The organism is Bacillus sp. BB51/4, from assembly GCF_008368845.1.
Taxonomy (GTDB): Bacteria; Bacillota; Bacilli; order Bacillales; family Bacillaceae_G; genus Bacillus_A; species Bacillus_A wiedmannii.
Genome location: NZ_QOSC01000003.1, coordinates 116,209 through 126,742, shown reverse-complemented (window position 1 = coordinate 126,742; position 10,534 = coordinate 116,209). Strand labels below are relative to the sequence as shown.

General features: G+C 36.8%; 11 protein-coding genes, 11 tRNA genes and 2 riboswitches. Of the genes, 20 read left to right on the top strand and 2 right to left on the bottom strand.

Features of this window, described 5'->3' with window-relative positions; genetic code table 11:
- The first annotated feature begins 33 nt into the window (after window positions 1-33).
- The 13 genes from DN392_RS02110 (at window position 34) to DN392_RS02050 (ending at window position 3,051) form a co-directional block, all read left to right on the top strand.
- Window positions 34-106: transfer RNA gene (locus DN392_RS02110), tRNA-Ala, on the top strand.
- 20 nt (window positions 107-126) lie between these two features.
- A tRNA-Ser gene (locus DN392_RS02105) sits at window positions 127-219 on the top strand.
- A gap of 58 nt (window positions 220-277) precedes the next feature.
- Window positions 278-370: transfer RNA gene (locus DN392_RS02100), tRNA-Ser, on the top strand.
- Window positions 371-394: 24 nt separating this feature from the next.
- Window positions 395-471 (top strand) — tRNA-Met (locus tag DN392_RS02095).
- Between the two features lie 3 nt (window positions 472-474).
- Window positions 475-574 (top strand) — tRNA-OTHER (locus DN392_RS02090).
- Between the two features lie 8 nt (window positions 575-582).
- Window positions 583-651 (top strand) — tRNA-Phe (locus DN392_RS02085).
- A gap of 9 nt (window positions 652-660) precedes the next feature.
- Window positions 661-733, top strand: a tRNA-Thr gene (locus DN392_RS02080).
- A gap of 6 nt (window positions 734-739) precedes the next feature.
- Window positions 740-810 (top strand) — tRNA-Trp (locus DN392_RS02075).
- Window positions 811-821: 11 nt separating this feature from the next.
- Window positions 822-898 (top strand) — tRNA-Ile (locus DN392_RS02070).
- An 8-nt stretch (window positions 899-906) separates the two neighbouring features.
- Window positions 907-981: transfer RNA gene (locus tag DN392_RS02065), tRNA-Asn, on the top strand.
- A 1-nt stretch (window position 982) separates the two neighbouring features.
- Window positions 983-1,054: transfer RNA gene (locus tag DN392_RS02060), tRNA-Glu, on the top strand.
- 129 nt (window positions 1,055-1,183) lie between these two features.
- On the top strand, window positions 1,184-1,603 hold the full coding sequence (locus tag DN392_RS02055) for a CBS domain-containing protein (protein WP_000199000.1): 420 nt from the start codon (window positions 1,184-1,186) through the stop codon (window positions 1,601-1,603).
- A 296-nt stretch (window positions 1,604-1,899) separates the two neighbouring features.
- Complete coding sequence (locus DN392_RS02050) at window positions 1,900-3,051, top strand: DUF3965 domain-containing protein (RefSeq protein ID WP_001203048.1); 1,152 nt, start codon at window positions 1,900-1,902, stop codon at window positions 3,049-3,051.
- 241 nt (window positions 3,052-3,292) lie between these two features.
- On the opposite strand, the gene DN392_RS02045 is transcribed toward DN392_RS02050, so the two are convergent.
- Window positions 3,293-3,631: a hypothetical protein gene (locus DN392_RS02045; RefSeq protein WP_001189485.1), complete on the bottom strand. Its 339-nt coding sequence runs from the start codon at window positions 3,629-3,631 to the stop codon at window positions 3,293-3,295.
- A gap of 5 nt (window positions 3,632-3,636) precedes the next feature.
- Window positions 3,637-4,791 carry an SH3 domain-containing protein gene (locus tag DN392_RS02040; protein ID WP_048545817.1) on the bottom strand — a complete coding sequence of 385 codons (1,155 nt, stop codon included), beginning with the start codon at window positions 4,789-4,791 and terminating at the stop codon, window positions 3,637-3,639.
- 269 nt (window positions 4,792-5,060) lie between these two features.
- Window positions 5,061-5,172: riboswitch (TPP riboswitch) on the top strand.
- Window positions 5,173-5,232: 60 nt separating this feature from the next.
- A riboswitch (TPP riboswitch) is annotated at window positions 5,233-5,335 on the top strand.
- Window positions 5,336-5,417: 82 nt separating this feature from the next.
- Here DN392_RS02040 and tenA point away from each other — a divergent pair.
- Genes tenA through thiS form a run of 7 tightly spaced genes read left to right on the top strand, consistent with a single transcriptional unit; the run spans window position 5,418 to window position 10,533 of the window.
- Window positions 5,418-6,113 (top strand): thiaminase II, encoded by a 696-nt coding sequence (gene tenA / locus DN392_RS02035; protein WP_000666832.1) that lies wholly within the window; start codon window positions 5,418-5,420, stop codon window positions 6,111-6,113.
- Window positions 6,082-6,831, top strand: coding sequence for an ABC transporter ATP-binding protein (locus tag DN392_RS02030; RefSeq protein ID WP_149237905.1), 750 nt, complete (start codon window positions 6,082-6,084; stop codon window positions 6,829-6,831). The genes tenA and DN392_RS02030 overlap by 32 nt, the downstream gene beginning before the upstream one ends.
- A complete protein-coding gene (locus DN392_RS02025; protein ID WP_088321272.1) occupies window positions 6,831-7,583 on the top strand; it encodes an ABC transporter permease in 753 nt (250 codons plus the stop codon). Before DN392_RS02030 ends, DN392_RS02025 begins: the two co-directional genes overlap by 1 nt.
- Window positions 7,580-8,581, top strand: a complete 1,002-nt coding sequence (locus DN392_RS02020; RefSeq protein WP_061672607.1) for an ABC transporter substrate-binding protein — start codon at window positions 7,580-7,582, stop codon at window positions 8,579-8,581. Before DN392_RS02025 ends, DN392_RS02020 begins: the two co-directional genes overlap by 4 nt.
- A 10-nt stretch (window positions 8,582-8,591) precedes the next feature.
- Window positions 8,592-9,212 carry a thiazole tautomerase TenI gene (gene tenI / locus DN392_RS02015; protein WP_061672606.1) on the top strand — a complete coding sequence of 207 codons (621 nt, stop codon included), beginning with the start codon at window positions 8,592-8,594 and terminating at the stop codon, window positions 9,210-9,212.
- Window positions 9,205-10,314, top strand: a complete 1,110-nt coding sequence (gene thiO, locus DN392_RS02010) for a glycine oxidase ThiO (protein WP_149237904.1) — start codon at window positions 9,205-9,207, stop codon at window positions 10,312-10,314. The genes tenI and thiO overlap by 8 nt, the downstream gene beginning before the upstream one ends.
- A gap of 15 nt (window positions 10,315-10,329) precedes the next feature.
- Window positions 10,330-10,533 carry a sulfur carrier protein ThiS gene (thiS, locus tag DN392_RS02005; protein ID WP_001049505.1) on the top strand — a complete coding sequence of 68 codons (204 nt, stop codon included), beginning with the start codon at window positions 10,330-10,332 and terminating at the stop codon, window positions 10,531-10,533.
- Window position 10,534 lies beyond the last annotated feature (1 nt).

The window sequence follows — 10,534 nt, the reverse complement described above, 5'->3', positions numbered from 1 at the left end:
CAAATCCTGTCTTCCCGATATTCCCAAAAACATGGGGCCTTAGCTCAGCTGGGAGAGCGCCTGCCTTGCACGCAGGAGGTCAGCGGTTCGATCCCGCTAGGCTCCACTTTATTTATTATATTTCTCGGAGGTATACCCAAGTTCGGCTGAAGGGATCGGTCTTGAAAACCGACAGGCGGTGAGAATCGCGCGGGGGTTCGAATCCCTCTACCTCCTCCATTTTCTTTTTAAATGGTTTAGATACATATAATAATAAAATTTTTATTTTTTCCTTCATGGAGGTATACCCAAGTTCGGCTGAAGGGATCGGTCTTGAAAACCGACAGGCGGCGAGAGTCGCGCGGGGGTTCGAATCCCTCTACCTCCTCCATTTTTTAAAAAAACATTATATTGTCGCGGGGTGGAGCAGCACGGTAGCTCGTCGGGCTCATAACCCGAAGGTCGCAGGTTCAAATCCTGTCCCCGCAACCAAATGGTCCCGTGGTGTAGTGGTTAACATGCCTGCCTGTCACGCAGGAGACATGCCTGCCTGTCACGCAGGAGATCGCCGGTTCGACCCCGGTCGGGACCGCCATTTATGTTGGCTCGGTAGCTCAGTCGGTAGAGCAGAGGACTGAAAATCCTCGTGTCGGCGGTCGTCCCGAGCCACCATTTTTTTATGCCGACTTAGCTCAATTGGTAGAGCAACTGACTTGTAATCAGTAGGTTGGGGGTTCAAGTCCTCTAGTCGGCATCCTTTAGGGGCATAGTTTAAAGGTAGAACTGAGGTCTCCAAAACCTCCAGTGTGGGTTCGATTCCTACTGCCCCTGTAAAAGTGTATGGGCCTATAGCTCAGCTGGTTAGAGCGCACGCCTGATAAGCGTGAGGTCGATGGTTCGAGTCCATTTAGGCCCACCATATATTATTCCGCAGTAGCTCAGTGGTAGAGCTATCGGCTGTTAACCGATCGGTCGTAGGTTCGAGTCCTACCTGCGGAGCCATGGCCCGTTGGTCAAGTGGTTAAGACACCGCCCTTTCACGGCGGTAACACGGGTTCGAATCCCGTACGGGTCATAAAAAAAGAGTCAGCAATATGCTGGCTCTTTTTTATTTTGTGGAATCCTCCTTTATCAACTGATTTTCCTGAAATAAATAAAGGGATTTAGGAAAAGCTATGGTATGTATAAAAAGGAGGAGACAAAAATGACACGAGTGAGAGACTTTATGAGTACTCATGTTGTACATTGCACACCGCTAGACAATGTATATGAGGCTGCTGTAAAGATGAAAGAAGAATCGATTGGATTGATTCCAGTTGTTGAAAATGAGCAAGTTGTTGGGCTTGTTACGGACCGAGATTTAGTTGTTCGTGGGATTGCTGAGAAACATCCTGGATCTAATAAAATTACAAATGTAATGACAACAAACATTGTTTCAGTTTCTCCAGATGATTCTATTGAAAAAGCTACAGAGTTAATGGCACAGTATCAAATTAGACGATTACCAGTAGTTGAGGGTGGTCAACTCGTTGGGATGCTAGCACTAGGCGATTTAGCTATAAGAGAATTGGCAGATGATCAAGCGGGATTCGCTTTAAGTGAAATCTCGGAGCATACGGAATGAAGAGAGATTTTTATTAGTGGGATAAGTTACGTATAAAAATCAGATGCATTATTCTAGTATATATGGATTAAACTAATATGTTAGCATGATGTATCTGAGACATTATATAATAAATATATGGTTAGTAATTTCGACATTTTTTTTTGAATTTGTCATTCTTAATTTTTAATAAGAGAAAAAATGATATACTGATAGATATAAGCATTATGAAAGATTTCGAATATAACAATATTCATCGTTAATGATGTGATAATGGATTAATATTTCCTATGTAGACAAAAGGGAAGGGGAATTATATGAGGGCTGTACAGCGCGATCCAAATTGGAATTTGGTTACAGATACATATATAGAACCAAATAATTTCGCTGAATTATTTTCTTTGCTTGTACCTTGTCATCCAAAAGGCGAAGGGAAAGAACGAACTATATTAGTGTGGAAAGAAAAAGAATTTTATAAAGAAGAAAATTTAGCGGCATTTATCGTATATGGAATGGATAAAGTAAAGAATTTGCCGCAGTTTCATAAAGATGAAATTCCAACTCTAGTACGTATTCTTCGCTTATGCCAAGAGATTGGTTGGTATGAAGAAGCAAATACTTTTATGATAACTCAGGGACTTGCTGAGTTTGTTCACACTTCATTGGAATATGAAACGTGGGATCTTTTGACGCAAGCGGTTGCTTTAAACTATTTAATTATTAAATATCGTATTGGTGAATTGACTGATGGGGATGTAGAAATTTGGGATAGGGTTAAATTTAATGAGAAATGTATAACGGATTGTAAACATCTATTATCTCATAAAGAAGTATTAGAATTTACATTCTTTTATATGTGTAAGAGAGCTAAATTACTATCAAAAGAGCAATTAAATAGTGATATGATGAGCCTAGCGATGTATTGTAATACGTTTGTGTATGACTTATACACACATGACTTATTACGAAAATATCATAAGTGTACAGACTTCCTATCATATTATGGACCTAGTCAAGCGGTGTTAGCTTGTCAAAGAGCTGTACTTTCTCAAATTTCAGATCGATTAGACCCATTGAAAACTACTCATGTAGATGATTATTTATATGTAATGAAAGAAATGATGGAGCATATGACGATAGGAATAATGGATCGATATGATCATTTTATCGGGAAGTTATTATCATATGTGCCATTTTTCGAAATGATTCAAGTTCCACAACATGCATATTATTGTGAAGAATTGCTGTATATTTGTAAGGGCATTGAATATAAAGAAGAAATATTACGCAATTATATATTTATACAATTACATGATTGTTTACCATCATTCTTTAAACTATTTCTTAAAAATAAGCGTTATGCAACAATTCATGATATTCTGTTCTATTGGTGTGATGATGAACAAAGAATGAGCTTAGAGAAAAAATATAATCTTAGCTTTATTTATGAAAAATATGCTTGTGGATAAAAAGCATTTTCTATATAAAAAATTTATATAAATTAAAAAGGATCTCAAGTTTATGTGAGATCCTTTTTTTATTAGTAAAGCAAGGAGAACGCAATTAAGACGAGAAATAACATTCCATAAAGGAGAAATTGTGCCGTATTACTTCCTTGTATACCAAAAAAAGTATTTATTTTTGTGTATAAATTCAATATATATTTTAGCGGATTATCTTTGAAAGATCGGTACACAGTGTCTCCTCTTTCTAAGCTTTTTGTTCGTGTTTTTTGTTAGTAGGGACATGAATGTATCTAGCTATGAATAATAAAACAGCCATAAAGAATACAGGAAATACGGTAGATAAATAAAAACCAATACTAATAATATTTGTTATTAGGGCACTTAATAGAAAGATGGCATTATATATATGGGCAATTTTTTGTTTTAGTTGTACTTGAAAGGATTCCATCATAATTTCTAAAGCCACAAAAGCAATGATAATAGATAAAAATACAGTGTTTGTATTGTAAATGATTAAACAACAGATTAAACCTAAAAAGGCTAAATATTCAATTAAGAGAGGTATATTGATATTGCGTTGCATACAATTTACCTAACTAAATATGGCAGTGGGTTTACTGCATTTGTTTTTTCAAAATTCCATTCTCCATTGTGTAACTCAAAATGAAGATGTTGCCCGTATGAATGACCTGTGTTGCCCATATGACCTACTAATTGTCCAGCTTGTACTTGATCACCAGCTTGTACAGTGCGATCTTTCATGTGAGCATAGACTGTCGTATATAATTTCCCGTTTATTTGATGGGCGATGAACACAACATTGCCATAGCTAGCTGAATAATATGATTTCACAACTTTACCTGCAGCCGCCGCCTGGATAGAGACATTACCTTGAGCTGCAATATCTATACCATAATGCATTTGTTCCCAGCGTATATCAAAGGTTGAGCTAATTCTTCCTTGAGTAGGGAATTTGAAAACTGCTGGAATGGAAGTAGTTTGAGCCGTTTGAGCTTGTGATTGATTTTGCATCACATAATGTTTTGCTACGTATCCGTATCCTGTGCCAAAACGAATTTTATACCAAGTTCCTACAGTTTCCACTACTTGTATTTGTGTACCATTTTGTAATGAACCAAGTAGTGCACTACTTGTACTAGCGTTGCCACGTACATTAAGTTTAGGTGTTGCAACTGTGTATTTCGTATTATTTTGAACTGTGATGCCTTTTACTAAAGGTTGTGAACCATTAGACACGAATGCTTTTTGTACGTAACCTGTTTTGCCATTATGTAAAATTTTATACCACTCGCCTTGTTCTTCTTGAATGGTAACGAATTTTCCATTTGGTAATACATCTAAAATTGAAGATTCTAAATTAGGTTCAGAACGAACGTTTAATGCATTGGCATTAACGATGTATTGATTATTAGATTGAAGTTTGTTTTTTAGTAGAATAGCATCTTTTTGTACGTAACCTACTTTATTATTAACAGATACTTTATACCAGCCATTAGTTGTTTCAAGTATGTTTACTTTCGTATTAAAGCGAATTGTATCAATTGATGAGCTATTTGCGTTATCTTTTGTATGTAAGGCTACTTGATCGACTTTGACATATCCAGTTTTCACATTAGATAATTGTTCAGCGTTGGCTGTTTGTACATTTGTTTCTCCCATAGAAGGAAGTAAAGAGGCAATTGCGACAGTAGTTGCTGTTAAAGCAGTAGCTTTCATATTCATATAATAGAGACCTCCTCTAGTTGTATAGTTGTAATTTTATTATAGTATAAAGATATAATATAGTGGGTGTATTCACATAAATGTAATATGAAATCAATATAAAAATAAATTTTTTGAGGATAATGATTCCTTTTTATCCAATTAATTAGGATAATAATTTCTAACATAGAATATAAGTATTATATAGTTTTGTTATTTTGTTGACAATTGAGAAAATTAAAATAGTTGATGATGTCTTATTACGGTGTTATACTGACAGTGTTAATTTCATAGTTTGCTAGGAGAGCTGGTGTTGCCAGCTGAGAGTAGGCCGTAAGCCTTTGATCCTTTTCATTACCTGATCTAGATTATGCTAGCGTAGGGAAGCAATACGGACACTAATAATGAGTCCCCGTTTCTTTGCGTATAGAAACGGGGCTTTTTTGTTTGAAAATTTCATATTGAAACCACTAGGGGTGCTTGTTGTGCTGAGAGAGGAATAATCCTTAACCCTTACAGACCTGATCTAGGTAATACTAGCGAAGGGAAGTGGAGCAACGAATAAATTATAATTTTATTTGCTGTAACCACTTCTTATTTAGAAGTGGTTTTTTATTTAGATATATAAATTGAAAGGGGATAGCGAAATGAAATTTTGCGATAGATTATTAGAAACTGTACAACCAGTTTGGGAGATGAGTCATAATCATCCGTTTGTAGTAGGTATGGGAGATGGCACATTAGAAAAAGATAAGTTTCAGTATTATATTATTCAAGATTATTTATATTTGTTAGATTATGCAAAGCTATATGCGATTGGTGTTGTAAAAGCAACGAATCCACAAGTAATGGGGAAATTTGCTGAACAAATTGATGGCATATTAAATGGAGAAATGACGATCCATAAACAATATGCAAAAAGACTTGGTATTTCTATAGAGGAGATAGAATCTGCAAAACCATCTGCTAAAAATTTAGCCTATACAAATTACATGATGTCTGTATCTCAAAATGGCACACTTGCGGAATTAATAGCAGCACTTCTTCCATGTATGTGGAGCTACTGGGAAATTGGAAAGCGTTTAAACGATATTCCTGGAGCAAGAGATCATGAGTTCTTTGGTGAGTGGATTCAAGGATATAGTTCGGAAGAATACGGTAGCCTTTGTATTTGGTTAATCGATTTATTAAATGAAATGGCAGTTGGAAAGTCTGACAAAGAGCTAGATCGATTAGAGGAGATATTCCTATATTCCAGTCGATTTGAATATTTATTCTGGGATATGTCCTATCGTAAGGAGATGTGGGGATTTGAGGAGCAAGAACATACTACAGTTTCATAATGTTTCTTTTCATTATGATGAGAAGCCAATCATCAATGAATTAAATGCTTCTATACAAGATAAAGAGTTTGTAAGTATTATTGGACCGAGTGGATGCGGCAAAAGTACTCTATTTCGCCTTATTACAGGTTTAGAAGAAGCAAGTACGGGACAGATAGAGCTGACAGAAATAAAGAGCCATCCTGTAGGGTATATGCCCCAAAAAGATATGCTCCTGCCATGGAGAACGATTATTGAGAATGCTGCCCTACCGCTAGAGTGCCAAGGTGTACAGAAGAAAGAAGCACAAATAAAGGCAAAGGAACTGTTACATAAATTTGGCTTACAAGGGTATGAGACAAAATATCCGAAAGATTTATCTGGTGGTATGAGACAACGCGTATCTTTTATTCGAACTTTATTAACAGGCGGGGAGATATTGCTGTTAGATGAACCGTTTAGCGCGTTGGATGCGTTAACGAAGGCATCTTTGCAAGAATGGCTGTTTGAACAATGGAAAGAGTGGGAAAAAACAATTTTATTTATCACTCATGATGTGGAAGAAGCATTGTTTCTTTCTAATCGAATTTTCGTTGTAGAAAATCAACCGATAACTACTTTAACCGAGAGGATTGTACCGCTTGATCGTAATCGGACAAGAAAAGATTTGTATAAGCCTGAAGTGTTAGCGCTTAAAGATGAGCTTCTTAGTATGTTACAAAGGCAGGTACTCGTATGATGAACCGGTTGAAGGAACTATTACCTGCCCTTACACTTTCTAGTGTTTTACTTGTCATGTGGGAAATAGGCGCAAGAATTGTAGATGAGATGTACATTTTACCGTCACCGTCTGCAATTGTAATGAAGATATGGCAACTAAAAGATATATTATTTACAGTTCATTTGCCGGCAACATTATACGTCGTTTTAATAGGGGTGTCTATTTCTATCGTACTTGGGGTAGGGCTAGCAATATTAATGAATGCGAGTAATTGGATGGAGAGAGCATTTTATCCATTATTAGTTGCCTCACAAACGATTCCGATTACAGCGCTTGCTCCGCTCTTCGTTTTATGGTTTGGATATACGATCTGGAGTAAGGTTGTTGTCACGGTTTTAATTACGTTTTTCCCAATTGCGGTCAATACGTATGATGGACTACGTAGTACAAAAAAAGAATGGGAGGAGCTCTTAGTTACGTATGGAGCAACGAAAAAAGATATTTTTCTTAAATTAAAGTTACCATCTGCTCTTCCTTATTTTTTCTCAGCTTTAAAAATTGCAGTTCCGCTTAGTGTGATTGGGGCGGCAATTGGTGAATGGCTCGGTGCACAAGCTGGGCTAGGATATTTCAGTAAAAGAATGATGACGCAATTAGACGGAGCGGGTGTATTTGCCCCCATTGTATTGTTATCATTATTAGCTATTTTCTTTGTTGTCCTTATTTCGATTTTAGAAAAGAAATTTATTAGTTGGAGGAAGCATTCATGAAATTTTTAAAACGCATCTTTGTGTTTACATTATTAGTTGCAATGATCGCTGGATGTTCTAGTAATTCGGCATCAGATAAGAATAAAAAAGAAAAAGAAATAACGGTCATGCTTGATTGGTACCCAAATGCGGTACATAGCTTTATTTATGCGGCAATTGAAAAAGGCTACTTTAAAGAAGAAGGAGTAAAGGTGAATATTAAATTCCCTTCTAATCCGACTGATCCATTAACTTTAGCAGCTGCAGGAAAGGTAACGGTTGGCTTATATTATCAGCCAGATGTTGTCATGGCAAAAGCAAATGAACAAATTCCAGTGAAATCAATTGGAGCTGTCGTACGTTCGCCATTAAATCATGTTGTATCGCTGAAATCAGCAGGCATTCAATCGCCAAAAGATTTAGAGAGGAAAACAGTTGGATATTCTGGAACACCTTTAAGTGAGATGTATTTAAAAACGATGGTAAAAGAAGCTGGTGGTAATCCAGATACAGTGAAAGTAGTCGATGTTGGCTTTGATTTAGTACCGGCACTAATTACGAAAAAAGTGGATGCGGTAACAGGGGCATACATTAACCATGAAGTACCTGTTATGCGCCATGAAGGTCATGAACCAGCATACTTTAATCCAGCTGATTACGGTGTACCAAACTATCATGAGCTTGTATTTGTAACAGGTGATAAAACGTTGAAAAAAGATAAAGAAGCGTTGCAAGCCTTCTTACGTGGTACGAAAAAAGGCTATGATTTCATGAAGAAAAATCCGGATGAAGCATTAAATATTTTATTAAATCATCAAGAAAAAGAAAACTTCCCGCTTGTACCAGAAGTTGAAAAAGAAAGTATGAAAATTTTATTAGAGAAGATGGAAACGAAAGATGAGCCATTCTTATCAGATTCAAAAGAGTCATGGGAGAAACAAAATAAATGGCTGAAAGATAAAGGAATGACGAAAGAAATCGTTCCGGCTGAGGAATTATTCGAAAACATTTTAAAGTAGGCGAATGAATATGAAAAATGAGCTTCATGTAATCTCAAATGGTCACATGTCATTCGAAGAGCTAGTGAATGTAGCAATGCAAATTGAGAGTGAGATTGATTATTTGCATATTCGTGAGCGTGAGAAAAGTACGAAGGAATTGTATGAAGGTGTGGAAGGTCTTTTGAAGAAAGGCTTTCCGGCATCGAAGATAGTAATAAATGATCGAATTGATATTGCTATTTTATTAAACATTCCGCGCGTGCAGCTAGGATATCGAAGCGCAGATGTAAGGTCAGTGAAAGAAAAGTTTTCTTATTTGCATGTCGGTTATTCTGTGCATTCTTTAGAAGAGGCGATCGATGCATTTAAGAATGGAGCGGATTCACTCGTCTATGGTCATGTATTTCCGACAGATTGTAAAAAAGGTGTGCCAGCGAGAGGGCTTGAAGAAGTTTCAGACATTGCAAAGTGTTTATCCATACCGATTACAGCAATTGGAGGAATCACCACGGAAAACACAGGGGATGTTCTTACTAACGGTGTCAGTGGTATTGCGGTTATGTCTGGGATTATAAGCAGTAGTAACCCGTATAGCAAAGCGAAATCTTATAAGGAATCAATAAGAAAGTGGGCGGAAAAACATGTGTAAGAAGTATGATGTAGCGATAATTGGCGGAGGTGTAATTGGTAGTTCAGTTGCACATTTTCTAGCAGAACGAGGGCATAAAGTAGCGATTGTAGAGAAGCAAAGAATTGCATCTGAAGCCTCGAAAGCGGCTGCTGGTTTACTTGGGGTTCAGGCAGAATGGGATGCATATGACCCACTATTTGAACTTGCTAGAGAAAGCCGTGCTATATTTCCACAACTTGCAGAAGTTTTACGTGAAAAAACAGGCATCGATATTGGGTATGAAGAAAAAGGCATTTATCGTATTGCCCAAAATGAAGATGAGAAGGAAAGAATTCTTCACATTATGGATTGGCAGCAGAAAACAGGTGAAGATTCTTATTTTCTAACAGGAGATCGTTTACGAGAGAAAGAGCCATTTCTATCTGAGTCAATTATAGGTGCTGTATATTATCCAAAAGATGGTCATGTTATTGCACCAGAGCTTACGAAAGCCTTCGCACATTCCGCATCATTTTCGGGTGCTGATATATATGAACAGACAGAAGTGTTTGATATTCGTATTGAAAATAATAAAGTGACTGGAATTATGACGAGCGAAGGTATTATCACATGCGAAAAAGTTGTGATTGCGGGTGGTTCATGGAGCACGAAGCTACTAGCGCATTTTCACCGAGAATGGAGTACATATCCAGTTAAAGGAGAAGTAGTAGCGGTAAGAAGTAGAAAACCACTTTTAAAGGCACCTATTTTCCAAGAAAGATTTTACATTGCACCAAAGCGCGGTGGACGTTACGTAATTGGAGCAACGATGAAGCCTCATACGTTTAATAAAACTGTGCAACCAGAAAGTATTACTTCTATATTAGAGCGTGCTTATACAATATTGCCGGCTTTAAAAGAAGCAGAGTGGGAAAGCACATGGGCAGGATTAAGGCCACAATCAAATCACGAAGCTCCTTATATGGGAGAGCATGAAGAAATAAAAGGTTTATATGCTTGTACGGGGCATTATCGAAACGGTATTTTATTAAGTCCTGTTTCTGGTCAGTATATGGCTGATTTAATAGAAGGAAAGCAGGAAAATCACTTGCTAGATTCATTGCTTTCTAAAACAGTTTAGAAAGGAGATGGAAGTTTGAATTTAAAAATTAATGGTAATCAAATTGAAGTGCCAGAGAGTGTAAAAACAGTAGCTGAGTTACTTACACATTTAGAGTTAGATAACAGAATTGTTGTAGTAGAGCGTAATAAAGATATTTTACAAAAAGATGATCATACAGATACATCTGTTTTTGATGGAGACCAAATTGAGATTGTAACTTTCGTAGGAGGCGGTTGAT

What these genes read in the sequence shown, in the direction of transcription:
- tenA (WP_000666832.1), top strand. Translation starts at nt 5,418, where the DNA reads ATGAAATTTTGCGATAGATTATTAGAAACTGTACAACCAGTTTGGGAG.
- tenI (WP_061672606.1), top strand. Translation starts at nt 8,592, where the DNA reads ATGAAAAATGAGCTTCATGTAATCTCAAATGGTCACATGTCATTCGAA.
- DN392_RS02020 (WP_061672607.1), top strand. Translation starts at nt 7,580, where the DNA reads ATGAAATTTTTAAAACGCATCTTTGTGTTTACATTATTAGTTGCAATG.
- DN392_RS02055 (WP_000199000.1), top strand. Translation starts at nt 1,184, where the DNA reads ATGACACGAGTGAGAGACTTTATGAGTACTCATGTTGTACATTGCACA.
- DN392_RS02050 (WP_001203048.1), top strand. Translation starts at nt 1,900, where the DNA reads ATGAGGGCTGTACAGCGCGATCCAAATTGGAATTTGGTTACAGATACA.
- thiO (WP_149237904.1), top strand. Translation starts at nt 9,205, where the DNA reads ATGTGTAAGAAGTATGATGTAGCGATAATTGGCGGAGGTGTAATTGGT.
- DN392_RS02025 (WP_088321272.1), top strand. Translation starts at nt 6,831, where the DNA reads ATGAACCGGTTGAAGGAACTATTACCTGCCCTTACACTTTCTAGTGTT.
- DN392_RS02040 (WP_048545817.1), bottom strand. Translation starts at nt 4,791, where the DNA reads ATGAATATGAAAGCTACTGCTTTAACAGCAACTACTGTCGCAATTGCC.
- DN392_RS02045 (WP_001189485.1), bottom strand. Translation starts at nt 3,631, where the DNA reads ATGCAACGCAATATCAATATACCTCTCTTAATTGAATATTTAGCCTTT.